This is a genomic window from Tessaracoccus pujii, from assembly GCF_054483895.1.
This window is the reverse complement of the sequence record NZ_CM137012.1, coordinates 1,578,941-1,599,655: the sequence shown is the minus strand read 5'-3', so window position 1 is coordinate 1,599,655 and position 20,715 is coordinate 1,578,941. Positions and strand designations below refer to the sequence as shown.

The window sequence follows — 20,715 nt, the reverse complement described above, 5'->3', positions numbered from 1 at the left end:
GCACGGCAACTCGATGCGTCGTGAGGCTGGAAACGGTGACCTTGCCCCCCGCCGACCAGAGTTGCGCCAGGGAAAACCAACGTCCGCCCAGACAACGAAAGTGATACCAACAGGTGCCAACTATTCAGCAGCTGGTCCGCAAGGGCCGCACCGACAAAGTCTCGAAGAACAAGACGCCCGCGTTGAAGGGTTCCCCTCAGCGCCGTGGCGTGTGCACCCGTGTGTACACCACCACCCCCAAGAAGCCGAACTCCGCGCTGCGCAAGGTCGCTCGTGTGCGCCTGAGCTCCGGCATCGAAGTCACCGCCTACATTCCGGGTGTCGGCCACAACCTGCAGGAGCACTCGATGGTGCTCGTGCGCGGTGGCCGTGTGAAGGACCTGCCCGGCGTTCGCTACAAGATCATCCGCGGCTCCCTTGACACCCAGGGCGTCAAGGGCCGCAAGCAGGCCCGCAGCCGCTACGGCGCGAAGAAGGAGAAGTAATGCCTCGCAAGGGTCCCGCCCCGAAGCGCCCGGTCATCATCGACCCGGTGTACGGCTCCCCGCTCGTCTCTCAGCTCGTGAGCAAGATCCTGCTCGACGGGAAGAAGACCATCGCGCAGTCCATCGTCTACGACGCCCTGGAGGGCACGCGCACCAAGACCGGGACGGATCCGGTGCAGACGCTCAAGCGCGCGCTGGACAACGTCAAGCCGTCCGTCGAGGTGAAGTCCCGTCGCGTCGGTGGCGCCACCTACCAGGTGCCGATCGAGGTCAAGCCGGGCCGCCAGAACACCCTGGCCATGCGCTGGCTCGTGAGCTTCTCCCGCGCCCGCCGCGAGAAGACCATGACCGAGCGCCTCATGAACGAGATCCTCGACGCGTCCAACGGCCTCGGTGCCTCGGTGAAGCGTCGCGAGGACACGCACAAGATGGCTGAGGCCAACCGCGCCTTCGCGCACTACCGCTGGTGATCGGATGCCCCCGGGTTTCAACCCCGGGGGCCTTCACCGTCTACTACCCAGAGACATAAGGACTGCACAGTGATCGACCTTTCCAAGGTTCGCAACATCGGCATCATGGCGCACATCGACGCCGGCAAGACCACCACCACCGAGCGCATCTTGTTCTACACCGGCAAGACCTACAAGATCGGTGAGGTTCACGAGGGCGCCGCCGTGATGGACTGGATGGAGCAGGAGCAGGAGCGCGGCATCACGATCACGTCGGCCGCCACGACCTGTTTCTGGAAAGACAACCTGATCAACATCATCGACACCCCCGGGCACGTCGACTTCACCGTCGAGGTGGAGCGTTCGCTCCGCGTGCTCGACGGCGCCGTCGCGGTGTTCGACGGCGTGGCCGGCGTTGAGCCGCAGTCGATGACGGTGTGGCGTCAGGCCTCCAAGTACGGTGTGCCGCGCATCTGCTACATCAACAAGCTGGACCGCACGGGCGCCTCGTTCGACCACTGCGTCAAGACCATCCGTGAGCGCCTGAACACCGATCCGGTGCTCCTGCAGCTCCCGATCGGCTCCGAGGGCGGCTTCCTGGGTGTCGTGGACCTCGTGGAGATGCGGGCGCTCACGTGGCGTGGCGAGACCACGATGGGTGAGGACTACACCGTCGAGGAGATCCCCGCCGACCTCAAGGAGGCCGCTGAGGCCGCCCACGCCATACTGATCGAGCGCGTCGCGGACGTCGACGACGACATCATGGAGCTCTACATGGAGGGCGAGGAGCCCACGGTCGCGCAGGTCAAGGCGGCCGTCCGCAAGGGCGTCATCACCAACACGTTCACCGCTGTGGTCTGCGGCTCGTCGTTCAAGAACAAGGGCGTCCAGCCCCTGCTCGACGCCGTGGTGGCCTACCTGCCGTCCCCGCTCGACGTGCCCGCCATCGAGGGGTTCAAGCCCAACGACGAGTCGGTCCGCATGGAGCGCCACCCGGCCGAGGACGAGCCGCTGTCGATCCTGGCCTTCAAGGTGGCCGCCGATCCGCACCTCGGGCGCCTGACCTTCGTGCGCATCTACTCCGGTGTGCTGCACTCGGGGTCCCAGGTGCTCAACGCCACGAAGGGTCGCAAGGAGCGCATCGGCAAGATCTACCAGATGCACGCCAACAAGCGCGAGGAGATCGAGCAGATCGGCGCCGGCATGATCTGCGCGGTGATGGGCCTCAAGGACACCACCACCGGTGAGACCCTGTGCGACCCGGCCAACCCGATCGTGCTGGAGTCGATGACCTTCCCCAACCCGGTCATCGAACAGGCCATCGAGCCCAAGACCAAGTCGGACCAGGAGAAGCTCTCCAACGCCATCCAGCGCCTGGCGGAGGAGGACCCGACCTTCCGCGTCCACACGGACGAGGAGACCGGCCAGACCATCATCGCCGGCATGGGCGAGCTCCACCTCGACGTCCTCATCGACCGCATGCGTCGCGAGTTCAAGGTCGAGGCCAACATCGGCAAGCCCCAGGTGGCCTACCGCGAGACCCTCCGCAAGAAGGTGGAGAAGGTCGAGTACACCCACAAGAAGCAGACCGGTGGCTCGGGTCAGTTCGCCCGCGTCATCATCGACCTCGAGCCGACGGAGCCGGGTTCGGGATACGAGTTCGTCAACGGCGTCACCGGCGGCCGCATCCCGCGGGAGTACATCCCCGCGGTCGACGCCGGGATCAAGGACGCGCTGCACTTCGGTGTCCTGGCCGGTTACCCCGTGGACAACATCAAGGTGACGCTGACCGACGGCGCCTACCACGACGTCGACTCCTCCGAGCTGGCCTTCAAGCTGGCCGGCGCGCAGGCGTTCAAGGAGGCCGCCCGCCGTGCGGACCCGGCCATTCTCGAGCCCGTCATGGCCGTCGAGGTGACCACGCCCGAGGACTACATGGGCACCGTCATCGGCGACCTCAACTCCCGTCGCGGCCACATCCAGTCGATGGACGAGGCTCACGGCAACCGCGTCGTGCGGGCGCTCGTGCCGCTGTCTGAGATGTTCGGCTACGTCGGTGACCTCCGGTCGAAGACCTCGGGCCAGGCGTCGTACTCGATGGAGTTCGATTCCTACGCCGAGACCCCGAAGGCCATCTCCGAGGAGATCGTCGCCAAGGCCCGCGGGGGCGAGTGACCCCGGTCGCGGCGCACGGCGTCGCGCAGTGACACACGGATGGCCGGGGGAGACCCCGGCCATCCGGCGTTGTCCGCCCGGCCTCGGCCGGCGACGGCTGCGCGATGAACCCGGTTTGACTGAGAACGGTGCTCCTATAGGATTGGTCAGGTATGCGTTTGGGCGCTAAGCTCAGATGCTGACCTCTACTGAGGAACCACAAGCGACGCCCCGCAACCAGCGAGGCGAGATCCCAAGAAGGAGCCCTCGTGGCAAAGGCCAAGTTTGAGCGGACTAAGCCGCACTGCAACATCGGCACCATTGGACACGTCGACCACGGCAAGACCACTCTGACCGCGGCGATCACCAAGGTGCTCCACGACAAGTACCCCCAGTGGAATGCTGTGTCGGCGTTCGACCAGATCGACAAGGCGCCCGAGGAGCGTCAGCGCGGTATCACCATCTCCATCGCGCACGTCGAGTACCAGACCGAGAAGCGTCACTACGCGCACGTCGACTGCCCCGGCCACGCGGACTACGTCAAGAACATGATCACCGGTGCTGCCCAGATGGATGGCGCGATCCTCGTCGTGGCCGCCACTGACGGCCCGATGGCCCAGACCCACGAGCACATCCTCCTGGCCCGCCAGGTCGGCGTTCCTGCCATGGTCGTCGCCCTCAACAAGTGCGACATGATCGACGACGCGGACGCTGACCTGATCGAACTGGTCGAGATGGAACTCGACGAGATCCTGACGGCTCAGGGCTTCGAGGACACCAAGGTCGTCCGCGTCGCCGCGTTCCCCGCGCTCCAGGGCGACGAGAAGTGGAGCGCGACCATCCTCGAGCTCATGGACGCCGTCGACGAGTACATCCCGCAGCCCGCGCGTGACACCGAGAAGCCCTTCCTGATGCCCGTGGAGGACGTCTTCACGATCACCGGTCGTGGCACCGTCATCACCGGCCGCATCGAGCGCGGCATCGTCAAGACCGGCGAGACGGTCGACATCATCGGCATCCGTGAGACCAAGCAGTCCTCCACGGTCACCGGTGTGGAGATGTTCCGCAAGATCCTCGACGAGGGTCGCGCGGGCGAGAACGTCGGCCTTCTGCTTCGCGGCACCAAGAAGGAAGACGTGGAGCGCGGCATGGTTGTCATCAAGCCCGGTTCCACCACGCCGCACACGGACTTCGAGGCCAACGTCTACGTGCTGGCGAAGGAGGAGGGTGGCCGTCACAAGCCGTTCTTCTCGAACTACTCCCCCCAGTTCTACTTCCGCACCACGGACGTGACCGGGGTCGTCCAGCTGCCTGCCGGCACCGAGATGGTCATGCCTGGTGACAACACCGAGATGACCGTGCACCTCAACAAGCCGATCGCCATGGAGGAGAACCTCAAGTTCGCCATCCGTGAGGGCGGCCGCACCGTGGGTGCAGGCAACGTCGTCAAGATCCTCAAGTGATCTTGGCCTGAAAAGCCCGAAGAGGGCCGTGCAGCTTCCGCTGCACGGCCCTCTTCGCGTTCCCGGCGGGGAGGGCTCAGCCCCGCTTCTGGATGGCCACCCACTCATCCCGCAGGCCCACGGTGCGATGGAAGTGCATCGGCTCGTCCAGATCCGCGGCGAAGTAGCCCAGGCGCTCGAACTGCACCACCTCACCGGGCCGCGCGTCGAGCAGCGCCGCCTCAACCTTGGCCCCGGCGAGCACCTCGCGTGAGTCGGGGTTGAGGTCGTCCAGGGCCTCGCCCGTCGCGTCGCCCGGAGCCTCGGCGGTGAACAGCCGCCCGTACAGCGCCACGGTGGCCGACACCGCGTGCGGCGCCGACACCCAGTGCATCGTGGACTTGACCTTGCGGCCGTCGGGTGAGTTGCCACCCTTGGAGGCCGGGTCGTAGGTGGCGAGCACCTCCACGACGTTGCCCTCCTCGTCCTTCACGACGTCGGTGGCGGTCACGAAGTAGGCCCCCCGGAGGCGCACCTCGCGGCCGGGCGAGAGCCGGAAGTACTTCGGCGGGGGCACCTCCTGGAAGTCCTCCCGCTCGATCCAGAGGTCGCCGCTGAACGCGACGCTGCGGGTGCCGTCGTCGGCCCGCTCCGGATTGTTCGCCAGCTCGAAGTGCTCCACCACGGGCTGGCCGGCCTCGTCGACCGGCCAGTTGGTGATACGCAGCTTGAGCGGGCGGATGACCGCCATCCGGCGCTGGGCAGACGTGTTGAGTTCGCGTCGGACGTAGCTTTCGAGGGCCTCGATGGACTGGCGCGAGTTGGTGCGCGTGGTGCCCACCTCTCGGCAGAAGGCGCGGATGGCGGCCGCAGGGTAGCCCCGCCTGCGCAGGCCGCGCAGGGTGGGCATCCGGGCGTCGTCCCACCCGTCCACCACCCCGTCCATCACGAGCCTGGCCAACCGTCGCTTCGACGTGACGGTGTGGGTGAGCTCGAGGCGGGCGAACTCGTACTGGCGTGGGGGCTCGTCGACGCCGAGCCGGGCGAGGAACCAGTCGTAGAGGGGGCGGTGGGACTCGAACTCCAGCGTGCAGATCGAGTGGGTGACGCCCTCGATGGCATCGGACTGGCCGTGGGCCCAGTCGTAGGTGGGGTAGATGGACCACGCGTCCCCGGTGCGGTGATGCACCACCCGGCGGATGCGGTACATGATCGGGTCGCGCATCTGCATGTTCTCGTGGGACATGTCGATCCTGGCGCGCAGAACGCGGGATCCGTCGGCGAACTCGCCGGCGCGCATCCGGCGGAACAGGTCGAGGTTCACCTCCGCGGACCGGGTGCGGAACGGAGAGTCCACACCGGGCCTGCCGAAGCCACCCCGGCCGGCCGAGATGGCCTCGCCGTCCTGGTCGTCGACATAGGCATGGCCCTCGGCGATGAGCTGCTCAGCCCAGCGGTAGAGCTGCTCGAAGTAGTCCGAGGCGTAGCGGACGTCCGCCGGCTCGTAGCCGAGCCACTCGATGTCCTCGACTATGCCCTCGACGAAGCTGGTGTCCTCGGTCTCGGGGTTGGTGTCGTCGAGGCGGAGGATGCAGATGCCGCCGAAGTCCGCCGCCACGCCGAAATCGACGACGATGGCCTTGGCGTGACCGATGTGCAGGAATCCGTTGGGTTCGGGTGGGAACCTCGTCTGCACGCGTCCGCCCCGCTTCCCCACGACGACGTCGGATCTGACGGCGTCGTAGATGAAGTTGGAGGGGGCGGGGGAGGGGTCGGTCATGCCGGTAAGTTAGCATGCCCCCCGCGTCGCGGACGCTCAGCCGGCGGTGGCGATGAGCTGGTTGACTCCAAGGATCACGACGACGGGGATCGCGACGATGACGGCGAGCAGGACGAGCGCGAGGCCGCCCACTCCCATCCAGTACTTGACCGATGCCTGGCGCACCAGCTCGCGGTTCTCGATGGTGCGGTTGAGCAGCCTGAGGTTCTTCTTGTTGGATCTGAAGGCCACGTCGAAGAAGGCGCCGATGAACGGCACCATGCCCACCAGCCAGTCCAGCACCGAGTTGCCGACCATGCGGGTCAGCACCGGGAGCGGGGCCCGGAGGCGGATGGCGTCGACGAGGACCACCCCGCCGAACACGGCGCCCACCGCGGTGCCGGCCCAGGGGATCAGCGACAGCACGGGGTCCAGCCCCACGCGCACCTTGGTACCGGGCACCTGCACCAGGTCGTCGAGCAGGTAGCTGAACGCGCGGGTGAGCTGCGCCGGCTTCGGGGGCGGCGCGTCGGCGAGGTCCGCGCGGATCTTCCCGCGTGCGGCGTCACCCACCACGCCCTGCGCGTGCTGGAGTGCCTTGGCGGGGGTGGGGCCCGGTTCGGTCGTCATGGGTCCAAGTTTGCCCGATAGGGTGAAGCCACTATGAGCGCCACTCCCAGCCCCGCCCGAACCCGCGTCGCACCCTCACCTACCGGCGACCCCCACGTCGGCACCGCCTTCATGGCGCTCTTCGACCTGGCGTGGGCCCGCAAGACCGGTGGCGCATTCGTGCTGCGCATCGAGGACACCGATCGCAACCGCCTGGTGGAGGGTAGCGAGCAGCAGATCTACGACTCGCTCGAGTGGCTCGGTCTGCGGGCCGATGAGGGCCCGCACATCGGTGGCGAGTACGGGCCTTACCGGCAGTCGGAGCGACTGGACACCTACCGCCCGTTCGTGGACCAGCTCCTCGCCGAGGGACATGCCTACCACTGCTGGTGCTCGCCGGAGCGCCTGGCGGAGCTCCGGAAGGAGCAGGAGGCGCTGAAGCTGTCGGTGACCGGGTACGACCGGTTGTGTGTGGGGAAATCGCGCGAGGAGCGGGCAGCGCTGCCGGGCTTCTCGGAGACTCCTGTGGTGCGGATGCTCATCCCCGACGACGTGCCGCTGGAGTTCGAGGACATCGTGCGCGGCATCGTCAGGGCACCTCGGCCGGATGACCAGGTGATCCTCAAGGCCGACGGCTTCCCCACCTACCACCTGGCGGTCGTGGTCGACGATCACCTCATGGGGATCGACACGGTGGTGCGTGGGGAGGAGTGGATCTCGTCCACGCCCAAGCATGTCCTGCTCTACGACTGGCTCGGCTGGGAGCGGCCCGCGTTCGCGCACATGCCGCTGCTGCGCAACACCGACAAGTCCAAGATCTCCAAGCGGAAGAACCCCGCCGCGCGCCTCATGTGGTTCAAGGAGCAGGGCTATCTCCCGGAGGCCGTGCGCAACTTCCTGCAGCTCCTCGGCTACGCCGGCGACGAGGACGCCGAGGTCAAGAGCTTCGACGAGTTCGTGGCCGACTTCTCGTGGGACAAGGTCAACACCGTCGGGCCCATCTTCGACCTCAAGAAGCTGGACTGGCTCAACGGGCACTACATCCGCGCCCTCAGCGCCGGTGAGTTGGCCGACCGCATCCTGGAGTTCGAGCGGGAACGGTGGGCCCCGACTGCGGAACAGGCCGAGCTCCTGCGTCGCGCCGTCCCGATCATCCAGGAGCGCCTCGTCCTGCTCAAGGACGCGCTGCCCCAGCTGGACTACCTGTTCGTCGACGACGCCGCGCTGAGCCTCGAGGAGGAGGCCGTGGCCGCCCTCCCGGACAGCGCCGGGGCGGTCCTGGATGCCGCCGTCGCCGTCGCGGAGTCGGTGCCGTTCGACGCGGCCTCCATCCAGGCCGCGTTGAAGGAGCGCATCGTCGAGGGGATGGGGATCAAGGCGAAGTTCGCGTTCGCGCCGATCCGTGTCGCGGTGTCGGGGCGCCGGGTGTCGCCGCCGCTGTTCGAGTCGATGGAACTGCTGGGCCGCGAGTCGTCCCTGGCGCGCCTGAAAGCCCTGAGCGCAACCCTGCGCTAGGCAACGTCGACGTCCGACGTCACTCCCGGCATCTCCAAGGCGTGAGAGAGCGATCAGTCACGATGCGCCCACCTACTCGTCGAGGCCGCCGGCCCGACCCCGTCCCGCCCTGCCGGTGAACTCGCCTGCTTCATTTCCCCTGCGAAGCTGAGCGCGCCTCGGTCTGCTCGATGATGCGCCAGATGCCGTTGATCCAGTTGGACGACAGCGCGTCCTTCGCACCGTCCAGATCCTTGTTGATGAGGCAGGTGGCGATCGTCTCGTGCTCCACCGCGTGACGACGGATCTTCGACCCCGAGTCGACGATCTCGTACTCGTAGCGGTGTTCGGCCAGCTTGAGGGAGCGCAGGAGGGAGAGCAGTCGTTCGTTGGGGCAGGCGCTGGTGAGGAGCTCGTGCCAGTCGGCGTCCCGCATCGTCACCTCGCGGTGATCGGCCACGGAAGCCGGGAAATCGCGTGCCCACTCGAGTAGCTGGGGAGCGATGCGGTCCCACTCGTCCTCAGGGGTGAGGTCCAGAGCGAGGCATTCGAGCTGGGCGATGATGGGGGCCAATTGTGCGAGCTCGTCGATGCTGGCGGGCGCGAAACGGAAGCCCTTGCCCATCTCCGATTCGATCTGCCCTTCGGTCTCCAGCGCGATCAGCGCCTCCCGCAGTGGGGTGCGGCTGACTCCCAGCTCCGCGGCCAGCGCGGCCTCATTGATGCCGGTGCCCGGCGGGATCGACCCGCGCCGCAGCCGGTTGAGAAGCTCGTCGCGCACCTGCACCCGCAGGGTCTGCCTCTGAATCAGCACTCTTGCTCCGTTTCAGGGCCGCCTGCGTCCCTCCCGGGTTCCGGCGGCCACACATCAGTTTTGTGAAACCGGGGTCTGGGCCCTGGTCCACAGTGTACCGTGCTCCTACATTCAGTATACAAAATTCAGAATGCGAGGAGCTCCGATGAAGAAGCCCACGTTCGTCCTCACCACCGTCGCCGCCGCAGCAGTGCTTCTGTCAGGGTGCGCCATGGGCGGCACGGGGACCACTCCGCAGAGCGCGCCAAGCGTCGCCGTCAGCCCCTCCGGGGAGGTCTCCGGCGAGATCACCGTCTGGAGCTGGGACGTCGCGGCCGCTGCCCTGACGCGCTACGCCGAGGACTACGTTGCAGAGCACCCGGGCACCACGATCGATGTCGTCGATGTCGGGTACGACAACGCCTACGACAAGATCTCCGTCGGCCTGCAGGCCGGCACGGGATTGCCGGACCTGATCACCATGGAGACGGAGCGGATGCCCGGCTACCTCGAATCCTTCCCCGGCGAATTCGTCGACCTGACCCCCGCCATCGGAGCGGATGAGGCCGACTTCGACCCGTCCAAGTGGGCCGCGGCATCTGTCGACGGCAAGATCTACGCGATGCCGTGGGACTCCGGCACCGTCGCCCTCTACTACCGCTCCGACTACCTCGCCGAGGTGGGGGCCACCCCAGCGGACATCACCACGTGGGCCGATCTGACCGCGGTGGCCGAGAAGATCCATGCCAAGAACGGCGCCACGTTGCTGGACGCCGACCTCTCGACGGGCTCGATGTTCCTGCGCCTGCTGCAGCAGCAGGGGGCAGGTATCTTCGACGAGGCCGGAGACATCGTGATCAACTCCGACAAGGCTGTTTCGACCCTGACCTGGATGCAGGAGTTGCGGAGCAAGAACCTCATCAACAACGTCAAGGGCTGGGACGCCCGCGTCACCGCAGCGAAGGCGGGCAAGTCCGCCTTCCTCCCCGAGGCGGTCTGGTGGATGGGCACGCTCAAGGGCGACGCGCCCGAACTGAGCGGCACGTACGGGGTCGCGCCGCTGCCCACGTTCAACGCCGACGACCTCACGACCTCGAACAACGGTGGCTCCAACCTGGTCATCCCCGCCCAGGCGGCCAATGCCGAGCTCGCCATCGACTTCGCGTCCTACGTGCTCATGGATGTCCCGAGGCAGGTGGAGATGTCCGAGACTGACGGGCTGTTCCCGGCCTACCTCCCCGCCCTGCAGGACGCCGCCTTCGAGGCCGAGGACGAGTACTTCGGCGGGCAGCAGGCCTTGAAGGTCTTCGCCGACCTCACCGCGAGCATCCCGCCCGTCTACTTCACCGGCGACTACGCCAAGGCCAGCGAGATCGTGGCCAACGCGACGGTGGAGGCGATCCTGAACGGGACGGATGCCAAGGCTGCGCTGGACGGTGCCGCAGAGGCGATCGCGCAGCAGACCGGACGCACGGTCAGCTGAGGTCCGTGACCACCGCCATGGCGACGGGGCAGAGATCCCAGGCGACGCGGAGATCGCGTCTGTCCCGTCGCACCGCCCGCTCCGGTTGGCTCTTCGCGTCGCCCGCCGTGGTCCTGTTCGCGGTCTTCTTCGTCTACCCCCTGGCGGCCTCCCTGCTGCAGAGTCTGTACACCAGCGACAGGGGCGTCGCGGTGTGGGCAGGGGCCGGCAACTACGTGAAGCTGATGGGCGACGCACAGTTCCGCACCAGCATCGCCAACGCCCTGCTGCTGCTGGTCATCCAGGTCCCACTAATGGTGGGCCTGGCGCTGGGGCTGGCGACGCTGCTCAACCAGGCGTGGCTCAAGTTCCGCACCATGTTCCGGTTGATCCACTTCCTGCCGGCGGTGACCACCCTCGTCGCCTACTCGCTGGTCTTCCGGCTGATGCTGCAGACCGACGGCGGCATCGTCAACCAGTTCCTGGCCCTGTTCGGGGCGGCGCCGATCGACTTCCTCAACAACCCGCTCTGGGCCAAGGCGTCGCTGATCGCTTCCATGACCTGGCGTTGGACCGGCTACAACATGGTGCTCGTGCTCGCTGGTCTGCAGGCCATCGCCCACGAACTCTACGAATCGGCGGCCCTCGACGGCGCCGACGGGTGGCGCACCTTCCGGCATGTGGTCATCCCCGGGGTCAAGCCCGTGCTGCTCTTCGTGTCCATCACGTCGACCATCGGCACGCTGCAACTCTTCGACGAGAACTACACCCTCACCGGCGGGGGACCCTCCGATGCCACACTCACCCCGGTGCTGTACCTGTACCGAGTGGGCTTCCGGCAGTTCGACTTCGGCTACGCCTCGGCCATCGCCTGGGCAGTGGTGCTGATCATCATGGTGCTGTCCCTCGTCCAGTTCTGGCTCACGAGGGGCAGCGATGACTAGCCACGCCCATCCCATGGTCAAGGTCGTCAGCTACCTGGTGCTCCTGGGGGGTGCCGTCGCGTCGATGGTGCCGTTCGCCTGGATGATCATCGCTGCCACCCACACCACCGCTGACCTGTTCGGTACCCCGCCGCCGTTGGTGCCGGGCGACCAGTTCCTCGTCAACCTGGTGCGCCTGCAGGAGTCGACGGGGTTCGCGCGTGTGATGGTCAACTCGCTGCTGATCGCCGTCGTCTACACGGTGTTCAGCTCGCTGGTGTCGGCCATGGCCGGGTTCGCCCTGGCCAAGTACCAGTTCCGGGGCCGGAACCTCGTGTTCCTGTTCATCATGGCCACCATGATGATCCCGATGCAGGTGCTCCTGGTGCCGCTGTTCCAGATCATGGCCTCGCTGGGATGGATCAATACCTACCAGGCTGTCATCATGCCCTTCCTGGCGAGCGCGTTCGGGATCTTCCTCATGCGGCAGTCGTTCCTGAACTTCCCCACGTCGATCATCGAGGCGGCCCGGATCGATGGGGCCAGCGATCTGCGCATCTTCTTCACCACGGTGCTCCCGATCGCCCGGCCGCAACTGGGCGCACTGATGATCTACACGTTCATGTCCCAGTGGAATTCGTTCCTGTGGCCGCTCCTGATGCTCAACGACGAGGCCATGTACACCATCCCGGTGGCCCTCAACACCATGGTGGGCCTGTCCCGCGTCGACTACTCCGGCCTGATGATGGGCTCTCTGCTCACCACCATCCCCATGCTCGTCATCTTCCTGCTGTTCCAGAAGCAGTTCGTCGCCGGCCTACTCGGCGGCGCAGTCAAGGGCTGACTCTCTCCCACCCAACCACGACTCGAAGGACCCGCCATGGCAGTTGTCCATCCCTATATCCCCAACAGCGCGCCGCAGGCCAAGCGGGCCATGCTGGCCGCGGTCCAAGCTGAGTCGGTGGAGGACTTCTACGCCGAGATCCCCTCGCATCTGCGTTTCGACGGCGTGCTGGACCTTCCGCCGGCCATCCTCACCGAGCACGAACTGCGTCGACACTTCACCCAGCTCATCAGCGTCAACTCATCCTCCGACGAGGTGCTGAGCTTCCTCGGACAGGGCACCTACCCGCACGCGGTGCCCGCCGTGGTCACCGAGGTGATCAACCGCGGGGAGTTCCTCACTGCTTACGCGGGCGAGCCCTACGAGGACCACGGGCGATTCCAGGCGTTGTGGGAGTACACCTCACAGCTTGCGGAGGTGCTGCAGACCGACGTGGTCACGGTCCCCACCTACGACGGCTACCAGGCCACGGCCACCTCCCTCGCGATCGCGGGCCGGGCCACGGGGCGGCGACGGGTGCTGCAGGTCAGCGACGTGCTCGACGACAAGCTCGCGCGGGTGCGCGACTTCGTCGACCCGAACCTGGACCTCGTCCCGGTTGCCCCCAAGGACGGGGTGGCGGACCTCGATGCCGCTCGCAGCGCGGTGGCGGACGACCTGGCAGCGATCTGGGTGGAGTCGCCGTCCGCGCACGGTGCGGTGGAACCGAACCTGCGCGAGCTGGCCGCCCTGGCCCATTCCGTCGGGGCGCTCCTGATCGTCGGCACAGACCCCATCGTCCACGGCGTGCTGGAACCGCCGGCCGGTCAGGGCGCCGACATCACTTGCGGTGACATCCAGTCCCTCGGCCTCGGGCAATGGTTCGGCGGCGCACACGCGGGCTTCATCGCCATGGCCGACGACCCGCGCCTCGTGATGGAACTGCCCGCCCGCCTGTTCGGCCTGGTGGCCACGTCCGTGCCCGGCGAGTACGGATTCGGCGACGTGGCCTACGAGCGCACCTCGTTCGCCGTCCGGGAAGACGGCAAGGAATGGGTGGGCACAGCCGCAGCGCTGTGGGGGATCGCGGCCGGGGTCTACCTCTCGCTCATGGGCCCCGACGGGATGGCGGAACTCGGCGAGACGCTGGTGCTGCGCACGCGGTACGCCCAGACCCGGCTCGCGGACGCAGGGTTCCCCACCACCGACGACGCGCTGCACATCCGGGAGTTCAGGGTGCGCACGCCCGTGCCGGCGGCCGAGCTGGTCGCCGCCGCCAGGAGCCGGGGCGTTGAGCCGGGCGTCGTGACCGGCGAACACCTCTTGACGATCTGCATCACCGAAATCCACACCCAGGCCGACATCGACCTGCTCGTCGCCACCCTGGCCGCGGCCGCGAAGGAGAACTGACATGACCGACACCCCAGGACTGCCCGTCGCGGCGAAGCCGGGCCTGCGCCGGTTCCACCAGGCCCGCTGGGACGAGCCGCTGGTGTTCGAGCTCTCGGCCCCCGGCGAGCGCGGCGTGCTGGTCGCCCGGCCCGAGGAGGAGGTCGTGGCCACCACCGGCGGCCTCGACGCGGTGCTGCCCCCGGAGCTGAGGCGCACCAGCCCGATGGGTCTCCCCGAGATGGGCCAGATGCGGGTCCTGCGCCACTACGACCGACTCTCGCAGGAGAACCTGGGCGCCGACCTGAACGTGGACATCGGACAGGGCACCTGCACCATGAAGTACTCGCCCAAGGTCAACGACCAGCTGGTCAACACGCCGAAGCTGCGCGACCTGCATCCGCTGCAGGACCCGGACTCCGTCCAGGGTGCCCTGGCGTTGTTCTGGGAGACCGAGCAGATGATGTGTGCGATCTCGGGCATGGCCAGGGCCAGCATGCAGACCTCCGGCGGCTCGGGCGCCATCTGGGCCAACGTGGCCATGATCCGGGCGTATCACGCTGCCAACGGGGAAGCCGACCAGCGCCGCGAGGTGATCACGACGATCTTCAGCCATCCCAGCAACGCCGCGGCCGCCAAGACCGCGGGCTACGACGTCATCACGCTCTACCCCGATGCTGACGGCTACCCGGACCTGGATGCGCTCAGGTCGGCCATCGGCCCGCAGACGGCGGCGCTGCTGATCACGAACCCGGAGGACACGGGCATCTACAACCCGCGCATCCGCGAGTTCGTCGAGGCCGTGCACGAGGTGGGGGCTCTGGCCTGCTACGACCAGGCCAACGCCAACGGCATCCTCGGCATCACCCGCGCCCGCGATGCGGGCTTCGACCTGTGCCACTTCAACCTGCACAAGACCTTCTCCACGCCCCACGGCTGTGGCGGGCCCGGCGGTGGCGTCAGCGCGGTGGCCGAGCACCTCGTCGACTTTCTGCCCTACCCGTTGATCACCAAGGTGGGGGAGCGCTACGAGCTCGACTACGACCGGCCGCGGTCGATCGGCAAGATCGGTCCCTTCTACGGGGTGACGCCGGTGATCGGCCGCGCCTACGCCTGGATCCGCGCGCTGGGGCCCGAGGGGCTTCGCGCGGTCAGTGAGATCGCCGTGCTCAACAACAACTATCTCCTCAAGCGGGTGCTGGAGATCCCCGGCGCGTCGGCCCCCTACGCCGCAGGGCGGCGGCGGATCGAGCAGGTGCGCTACTCGTGGCAGGAGTTGTACGAGGACACGGGGATCAGCACGGAGCAGATCGGGATCCGCATGTCGGACTACGGCATGCACTACTGGTCCAGCCACCATCCGTTCGTCGTCCCCCAACCCTTCACGCTGGAGCCCACCGAGGCGTACTCCATGGCGGAGCTCGACGAGTACGTGGCGACCCTGGCGGAGGTGGCGCGGCAGGCCCGCGAGGAACCGCGCACGGTGATCGACGCCCCTCACCGCCAGACGATCCACCGGATGGTCAACGAGGAGGCGGACCTCGACGACCCCTCGCGGTGGGCCGTGACCTGGCGGGCGTACCAGCGCAAGTACGGGCAGCCGGGGTGACGCGGCGTCAGCAGGTGATCGGGCTGGTGGTCAACCCGGTGGCCGGGATCGGCGGGCCGGCCGCCCTGAAGGGCAGCGACGGGGCCCGGGTGCAGTCGCTTGCCCGCGACCGTGGATCCTCGTCCCGAGCTCAGGCGCGGGCGACAGAGGCGATCCGGAACCTGCACGGCCCCGTGCTCACGTCGGCCGGGCCGATGGGGGAGCTCAGCGTGCTTGACGCAGGGCTGCCAGCCCAGGTGGTGCATGCCGCCGTCGGGCCCGAGACCTCGGCGGCAGACACCTCCGCCGCGGTGCGGGCGCTGGCCGACGCGGGAGCGACGCTGATCCTGTTCGCCGGTGGTGACGGCACTGCGGGCGACGTCGCGGCCGCGATGGAGGGCCGCTCCGGCGTCGCGGCGCTAGGCATACCCTGCGGGGTCAAGATGTACTCCCCGGTGTTCGCGGTCAGCCCCGCCGTGGCCGGCCGCATGGCCGCGGCCTGGCAGGGCGCAGCCGCACCCCGCACGGAGATCAAGGCGGTGCTCGACATCGATGAGGACGAGGTGCGCGCCGGTCGCGTCGTGCCCCGGCCGCGTGGGGAGCTGCAGGTACCCGTCGCCGGGGGCCGGACTCAGGCGCGGAAGGTCGCCGCCGAGCAGGGCCCGGGGTCCATCCCGGCTGGCATCGCCTCTGCCGTGGCGGACCGCCTCCGACTGGGGAGCTGGCTGCTCGGACCGGGCAGCACGATGGAGGCCGTCGCCGCCGAACTGGGCATCGCCAAGACGCCCCTCGGAGTCGACGTCGTGCACGACGGCACCGTCGTGCTGGCGGACGCGGACGAGGAGCAACTTGTGGCATGGACGGCGGAGCACCCGTCCCGGGCGGTGCTGACCGTCATCGGGGGACAGGGCTTCCTGCTGGGCCGCGGCAACCAGCAGCTGTCAGGTCGGGTGCTCGCCCATCTCGCTACCCCGGCGCTCCTGGTGGTGGCGACCCCCGACAAGCTCCGCGGCCTTGCCGGGCCACTGCTCATCGACACCGGCGACGACCGGGTCGACGCCGCGTTGAGCGGCTACCACCGCATCATCACCGGGGTCCAGGACACCGCCGTCGTGCGGGCCGTGGCCGCCTCGACAGATCAGACACTCAGAGAGGAGTGAGCATGCTGTTGCTCAACAAGCGCGCCATCGTGACCGGGGGCGCAGGAGGAATCGGCGCTGCCACCTGCCGGGCCATGGCACGCGAGGGCGCCGCCGTCGCAGTGGTGGACCTGAACCGGGCGGCAGCCGAGGCCGTGGCGCAGAGCATCGTCGCCGAGGGCGGGCGGGCCGTCGGCATCGGTGCCGACGTCTCCGACGAGGCCGCGGTGGAGAGCGTGGTGGCGCGGGTTGCGGACGAGTTCGGCGGGGTGGACGTGGTGTTCAACAACGCGGGGATCGTGCGGCGGACCACAGCGGTGGAGACTGCGGTGGAGGACTGGGACCTCAGCTTCGCAGTCAACGTGCGGGCCATCTTCCTCATGGTCAAGCACACCGTGCCCCTCCTCGAGGCCGCCGGCGGTGGGTCGATCATCAACACCGGGTCCGGGTGGGGCCTCAAAGGCGGGGGCCGGGCGCTGCCGTACTGCGCCAGCAAGGGCGCCGTGGTGAACATGACGCGCGCCATGGCGATCGACCACGGCCCGGCCAACATCAGGGTCAACTCCGTCAACCCGGGTGACACCGACACCCCCATGCTGGCCGCGGAGGCCGACCAGATCGGGTGGGACATGCGCTCGTTCCTCGCCGACGCGGCGGATCGGCCACTGCGCCGCGTCGGGCTCCCCTCTGAGATCGCCGACGTGGTGGTCTGGCTGGCGAGCGACCGGTCGAGCTTCGTCACCGGCGCCGCCATCCTCGCGGACGGGGGCGGCAACGCCTGACCGGACCCCGTCGAAGGCTCCTGGAGTCCGAGGTCGCGACGTTGAGTCTCCTCCGCTCAAGGGGCTTGACCTTGTAGTTGAGCGAGGTACACTCAAGGCAAAGAGTCCGGCACTCATGACACAGAAAGGACACACACATGCCTGGCTTCGACCCCTTCCGCGACATCGACCGCCTCCTGAGCGACGTCTCTCGCACTCCGGCCTCCGTGGCGATGCCGATGGACCTCTACCGCACCGGCGACGAGTTCGTCGCGCACATCGATCTGCCCGGAGTGGATCCGGGGAGCATCGACATCGACATGGACGGCGCCACCGTGACCGTCCGTGCGGAACGCAAGTCGCCCGTCGAGGACGAGGGCGCGCAGTGGCTCACCCGTGAGCGGGCACTGGGCACCTTCGCCCGCCAGCTGACACTCGGCCGAGGCCTGGCCACGGACAGGATCAGCGCCTCGTACTCCGACGGCGTCCTGAAGCTCACCATCCCGGTGGCGGAGACCGCCAAGCCCCGCAAGATCGAGGTGCAGCACTCCGCGCAGGTCAACCAGATCGAGGGCAGCGTCGACGAGTCGCAAGCCGCGAGCTGATCGCTCCCGCAACGGCGGGGCGTCCCATCGGGGGCGCCCCGCCGTCGTGTCCCCGTGGTGTCAGCCGCGACCGTGGGGCGAGGTCCACCCACTCAGGTCCGGCCCCTTGGGCACGATGCTGAGCGGGTTGAGATCCGTGTGCACCACGTAGTAGTGCCGCTTGATCTGCTCGAAGTCCACGTTGGTGCCGAAGCCCGGCGTCTGGTAGAGGTCGCGGGCGTAGCCCCAGAGGTTGGGCAGCTCGGTGAGCTTGGAGCGGTTGCACTTGAAGTGGCCGTGGTAGACGGGGTCGAAGCGCACCAGCGTGGTGAACAGCCGCACGTCGGCCTCGGTGATCGTGTCTCCCATGAGGTAGCGGCGCCCCGCCAGCCGCTCCTCGAGCCAGTCCATCGCCGTCCAGAGCCGGTCGTAGGCCGCGTCGTAGGCCTCCTGCGAGCCGGCGAAGCCGCACCGGTAGACGCCGTTGTTGACCTCGGTGTAGACGCGGCGCATCACCTGCTCCATCTCGTCGCGGAGGTGGGCGGGCCACAGGTCCGGGGCGTCCTGCTTGTGGAACGCTCTCCACTCGAAGAAGAGGTCCTCGGTGATCTGCGGGAAGTCGTTGGTCACCACTTTCCCCGTGGGCACGTCGACGATGACCGGGACGGTGATGCCGCGCGGGTAGCCCGGGAAGCGCTTCTCGTAGGTGTCCTTGATCCGTGGGATGCCCAGGACCGGGTCCACGCCCCCGGGGTCCAGGTCGAAGGTCCAGGAGTCCGAATCATGCGTGGGGCCCGGCGTGCCCAGGGAGATCACGTCCTCCAGACCGAGGAGGTCGCGGACGATGATGCTGCGGTTGGCCCAGGGGCAGGCGTAGGCCGCGATCAGGCGGTAGCGCCCGGGCTCGACGGGGTGGTCGTCGGTGCCAGGGCGAGGCTCCGCCACGATGCGGGTGTCGATGTAGGTGGAATCGCGGGTGAACTCCCGGCCCTTGACGGAGTAGACGCCGCCGGTGGAGTGTTCGTCGTGCTCGCTCATGCCCCCACGATAACCGTCCCGGCAGCGCGTCAGCCGCGAAGCCAGGCCCGGACGGCCGTGACGCGGTCGTCGACCTCACTCTGCGAGGCCTGGGCAAGCGAGGGGCCGCCGCATTCGCGCCGCAGGTCCGCGTGCACGTGGCTGTGCGGCACCCCCTTGGCGCGCGCGTACTGCGCCACCAGCGAGTTGAGCTCCTTGCGCTTCGACGACAGGGCCCGGTGCAGCGCCACCTCCGGCTCGGCCTTGCGGTCGTCGCGCTCACGCCGCCTCAGCTGCCGGCGCTGCCGGTCCGCCAGCAGGGCGCTGACCTGGGCGGGCTCCAGCAGGCCGGGCAGCCCGAGGTAGTCCTGCTCGTCGGCGGAGGTGGGCTCGGCGTGCATGCCGAAGGCCTGGGAGTCGAACAGCACGTGGTCGAACGTGGCCGATGATTCGAGCGCCTCGAACTGGCCGAGCAGATCGTCGGACGCGGAGTCTCCGCGGTTGGCCTGCTCGATGAGGGCCTCCGTCTCGGCCCAGATGTCGACGGCATCACCGGACTTCGGCCTGCCGAGGACGTGGTCGCGTTGCCGCTCGAGGGTCGCGGCGTGCGCCAGCAGGACCGGGACGGTGGGCAGGAAGACGGTGGCCACCTCACCGCGGCGACGGCTGCGGACGAACCGGCCGACGGCCTGGGCGAAGAATAGCGGGGTGGAGGTGGCGGTGGCGTACACCCCGACGGCGAGGCGTGGCACGTCGACGCCCTCCGACACCATCCGCACCGCCACCATCCACCGCTCCTCCGAGGTGGAGAAGGTGTCGATCCGGGCGGTGGCCTTGGTGTCGTCGGAGAGCACGACGCAGGGCTTGGTGCCGGTCATCTCGTGCAGGAGACGGGCGTAGGCGCGCGCGGTGGTCTGGTTGGTGGCGATCACGAGGCCGGCCGCGTCGGGGACGTGCCGCCGGACCTCGGTGAGCCGCCGGTCGGCTGCCCGCAGCACGGCGGGGATCCACTCCCCGGTGGGCGCCAGGGCGGTGCGCCACGCGTGCGCGGTCAGGTCCCGGGTCATGGGCACGCCCAGGTCCGCGCCCAACTCGTCGCCCGACTTCGTCCGCCAGCGCATCTGCCCGCCGTAGTTCATGAACAGCACCGGCCGCACGACGTGGTCGGCGAGTGCCTCGGTGTAGCCGTACGTGTAGTCCGCCCGTGACTGCTGCACCCCAGGCGCCACATCGTCGTAGGCGACGAACGGGATGGGATGGTCGTCCGAGCGGAACGGGGTGCCCGTCAGCGCCACCCGACGGGTGGCGTGGGAGAACGCGTAGGTGATGGCCTCGCCCCAGCTCTTGGAATCTCCCGCGTGGTGGATCTCGTCGAAGATCACCAGGGTCTCCTTCGAGTGGCAGAGCGCCTCGTACACGTAGGCGCGGGCCGCGACGCCCGCGTAGGTCACGGCCGAGCCGTGGTACTCCTTGGCCCGGCCGCGGCGCGACGAACCGCCCAGGCCCGGGTCCAGTTGAATGCCCACGCGGGCGGCGGCGTCGGCCCACTGGACCTTCAGGTGTTCGGTGGGCGTGACCACGACGATGCGGCGGATGGTGCGCGACGCCAGGAGGGCCGTCGCGATGCGCAGCGCGAAGGTGGTCTTGCCGGCGCCGGGGGTGGCCACGCACAGGAAGTCACGGGGCTGGTCCCGCTCGTACTGATCCAGCGCCGACGCCTGCCACGCGCGGAGCGATGACGCGGTGCCCCACGCCGCGCGTTGCGGGAAGGCGGGAGACAGGTGGTCCAGCGCGGAGGAAGACATACGGTCGGTGACTCTAGCCAAGAGGTGTGTCGGGGCCCA

General features: G+C 68.3%; 18 protein-coding genes. 13 read left to right on the top strand and 5 right to left on the bottom strand.

Annotation, left to right across the window (positions count from 1 at the left end):
* Positions 1 to 113 precede the first annotated feature (113 nt).
* From rpsL to tuf, 4 genes are all read left to right on the top strand, one after another.
* Positions 114 to 485, top strand: a complete 372-nt coding sequence (gene rpsL / locus ACX1D0_RS07830) for a 30S ribosomal protein S12 (RefSeq protein WP_077340453.1) — start codon at positions 114 to 116, stop codon at positions 483 to 485.
* The gene (rpsG, locus tag ACX1D0_RS07825; protein WP_459020307.1) at positions 485 to 955 is read left to right on the top strand and encodes a 30S ribosomal protein S7; all 471 of its coding nucleotides are present in this window, start codon (positions 485 to 487) and stop codon (positions 953 to 955) included. Before rpsL ends, rpsG begins: the two co-directional genes overlap by 1 nt.
* 105 nt (positions 956 to 1,060) lie before the next feature.
* Positions 1,061 to 3,109 carry an elongation factor G gene (gene fusA / locus ACX1D0_RS07820; RefSeq protein ID WP_459020415.1) on the top strand — a complete coding sequence of 683 codons (2,049 nt, stop codon included), beginning with the start codon at positions 1,061 to 1,063 and terminating at the stop codon, positions 3,107 to 3,109.
* A gap of 248 nt (positions 3,110 to 3,357) precedes the next feature.
* On the top strand, positions 3,358 to 4,551 hold the full coding sequence (gene tuf, locus ACX1D0_RS07815) for an elongation factor Tu (protein WP_459020306.1): 1,194 nt from the start codon (positions 3,358 to 3,360) through the stop codon (positions 4,549 to 4,551).
* Positions 4,552 to 4,627: 76 nt separating this feature from the next.
* Here tuf and ACX1D0_RS07810 read toward each other — a convergent pair whose 3' ends face one another.
* Positions 4,628 to 6,310: a glutamine--tRNA ligase/YqeY domain fusion protein gene (locus tag ACX1D0_RS07810; protein ID WP_459020305.1), complete on the bottom strand. Its 1,683-nt coding sequence runs from the start codon at positions 6,308 to 6,310 to the stop codon at positions 4,628 to 4,630.
* A 36-nt stretch (positions 6,311 to 6,346) separates the two neighbouring features.
* Positions 6,347 to 6,919, bottom strand: coding sequence for a DUF4112 domain-containing protein (locus ACX1D0_RS07805; RefSeq protein WP_459020304.1), 573 nt, complete (start codon positions 6,917 to 6,919; stop codon positions 6,347 to 6,349).
* Positions 6,920 to 6,952: 33 nt separating this feature from the next.
* On the opposite strand from ACX1D0_RS07805, the gene gltX reads away from it, so the two are divergent.
* The gene (gene gltX / locus ACX1D0_RS07800) at positions 6,953 to 8,413 is read left to right on the top strand and encodes a glutamate--tRNA ligase (RefSeq protein ID WP_459020303.1); all 1,461 of its coding nucleotides are present in this window, start codon (positions 6,953 to 6,955) and stop codon (positions 8,411 to 8,413) included.
* A 130-nt stretch (positions 8,414 to 8,543) separates the two neighbouring features.
* On the opposite strand, the gene ACX1D0_RS07795 is transcribed toward gltX, so the two are convergent.
* Positions 8,544 to 9,206: a GntR family transcriptional regulator gene (locus tag ACX1D0_RS07795; protein WP_459020302.1), complete on the bottom strand. Its 663-nt coding sequence runs from the start codon at positions 9,204 to 9,206 to the stop codon at positions 8,544 to 8,546.
* Between the two features lie 145 nt (positions 9,207 to 9,351).
* On the opposite strand from ACX1D0_RS07795, the gene ACX1D0_RS07790 reads away from it, so the two are divergent.
* The 8 genes from ACX1D0_RS07790 (at position 9,352) to ACX1D0_RS07755 (ending at position 17,875) form a co-directional block, all read left to right on the top strand.
* Positions 9,352 to 10,668 (top strand): ABC transporter substrate-binding protein, encoded by a 1,317-nt coding sequence (locus tag ACX1D0_RS07790; RefSeq protein WP_459020301.1) that lies wholly within the window; start codon positions 9,352 to 9,354, stop codon positions 10,666 to 10,668.
* Positions 10,669 to 10,673: 5 nt separating this feature from the next.
* Positions 10,674 to 11,591, top strand: a complete 918-nt coding sequence (locus ACX1D0_RS07785; protein ID WP_459020300.1) for a carbohydrate ABC transporter permease — start codon at positions 10,674 to 10,676, stop codon at positions 11,589 to 11,591.
* Positions 11,584 to 12,414 (top strand): carbohydrate ABC transporter permease, encoded by an 831-nt coding sequence (locus ACX1D0_RS07780; protein WP_459020299.1) that lies wholly within the window; start codon positions 11,584 to 11,586, stop codon positions 12,412 to 12,414. The genes ACX1D0_RS07785 and ACX1D0_RS07780 overlap by 8 nt, the downstream gene beginning before the upstream one ends.
* 36 nt (positions 12,415 to 12,450) lie before the next feature.
* Positions 12,451 to 13,803: an aminomethyl-transferring glycine dehydrogenase subunit GcvPA gene (gene gcvPA, locus ACX1D0_RS07775; RefSeq protein ID WP_459020298.1), complete on the top strand. Its 1,353-nt coding sequence runs from the start codon at positions 12,451 to 12,453 to the stop codon at positions 13,801 to 13,803.
* A gap of 1 nt (position 13,804) precedes the next feature.
* The gene (gene gcvPB / locus ACX1D0_RS07770; protein ID WP_459020297.1) at positions 13,805 to 15,391 is read left to right on the top strand and encodes an aminomethyl-transferring glycine dehydrogenase subunit GcvPB; all 1,587 of its coding nucleotides are present in this window, start codon (positions 13,805 to 13,807) and stop codon (positions 15,389 to 15,391) included.
* A complete protein-coding gene (locus ACX1D0_RS07765; protein WP_459020296.1) occupies positions 15,388 to 16,530 on the top strand; it encodes an ATP-NAD kinase family protein in 1,143 nt (380 codons plus the stop codon). The genes gcvPB and ACX1D0_RS07765 overlap by 4 nt, the downstream gene beginning before the upstream one ends.
* Before the next feature lie 2 nt (positions 16,531 to 16,532).
* The gene (locus ACX1D0_RS07760) at positions 16,533 to 17,291 is read left to right on the top strand and encodes an SDR family NAD(P)-dependent oxidoreductase (protein ID WP_459020295.1); all 759 of its coding nucleotides are present in this window, start codon (positions 16,533 to 16,535) and stop codon (positions 17,289 to 17,291) included.
* 137 nt (positions 17,292 to 17,428) lie between these two features.
* Positions 17,429 to 17,875 carry an Hsp20/alpha crystallin family protein gene (locus ACX1D0_RS07755; RefSeq protein ID WP_459020294.1) on the top strand — a complete coding sequence of 149 codons (447 nt, stop codon included), beginning with the start codon at positions 17,429 to 17,431 and terminating at the stop codon, positions 17,873 to 17,875.
* A gap of 60 nt (positions 17,876 to 17,935) precedes the next feature.
* Here the strand turns inward: ACX1D0_RS07755 and ACX1D0_RS07750 are convergent, their stop codons facing one another.
* The gene (locus tag ACX1D0_RS07750; protein ID WP_459020293.1) at positions 17,936 to 18,892 is read right to left on the bottom strand and encodes a glutathione S-transferase family protein; all 957 of its coding nucleotides are present in this window, start codon (positions 18,890 to 18,892) and stop codon (positions 17,936 to 17,938) included.
* Between the two features lie 29 nt (positions 18,893 to 18,921).
* Positions 18,922 to 20,676 carry a DEAD/DEAH box helicase gene (locus ACX1D0_RS07745; protein WP_459020292.1) on the bottom strand — a complete coding sequence of 585 codons (1,755 nt, stop codon included), beginning with the start codon at positions 20,674 to 20,676 and terminating at the stop codon, positions 18,922 to 18,924.
* Positions 20,677 to 20,715 lie beyond the last annotated feature (39 nt).

Coding starts and splice junctions, on each gene's coding strand:
- ACX1D0_RS07805 (WP_459020304.1), bottom strand. CDS start 6,919: ATGACGACCGAACCGGGCCCCACCCCCGCCAAGGCACTCCAGCACGCG.
- gcvPB (WP_459020297.1), top strand. CDS start 13,805: ATGACCGACACCCCAGGACTGCCCGTCGCGGCGAAGCCGGGCCTGCGC.
- ACX1D0_RS07760 (WP_459020295.1), top strand. CDS start 16,533: ATGCTGTTGCTCAACAAGCGCGCCATCGTGACCGGGGGCGCAGGAGGA.
- fusA (WP_459020415.1), top strand. CDS start 1,061: ATGGCGCACATCGACGCCGGCAAGACCACCACCACCGAGCGCATCTTG.
- ACX1D0_RS07780 (WP_459020299.1), top strand. CDS start 11,584: ATGACTAGCCACGCCCATCCCATGGTCAAGGTCGTCAGCTACCTGGTG.
- gltX (WP_459020303.1), top strand. CDS start 6,953: ATGAGCGCCACTCCCAGCCCCGCCCGAACCCGCGTCGCACCCTCACCT.
- ACX1D0_RS07755 (WP_459020294.1), top strand. CDS start 17,429: ATGCCTGGCTTCGACCCCTTCCGCGACATCGACCGCCTCCTGAGCGAC.
- ACX1D0_RS07810 (WP_459020305.1), bottom strand. CDS start 6,310: ATGACCGACCCCTCCCCCGCCCCCTCCAACTTCATCTACGACGCCGTC.
- gcvPA (WP_459020298.1), top strand. CDS start 12,451: ATGGCAGTTGTCCATCCCTATATCCCCAACAGCGCGCCGCAGGCCAAG.
- ACX1D0_RS07750 (WP_459020293.1), bottom strand. CDS start 18,892: ATGAGCGAGCACGACGAACACTCCACCGGCGGCGTCTACTCCGTCAAG.
- rpsG (WP_459020307.1), top strand. CDS start 485: ATGCCTCGCAAGGGTCCCGCCCCGAAGCGCCCGGTCATCATCGACCCG.
- ACX1D0_RS07745 (WP_459020292.1), bottom strand. CDS start 20,676: ATGTCTTCCTCCGCGCTGGACCACCTGTCTCCCGCCTTCCCGCAACGC.
- ACX1D0_RS07790 (WP_459020301.1), top strand. CDS start 9,352: ATGAAGAAGCCCACGTTCGTCCTCACCACCGTCGCCGCCGCAGCAGTG.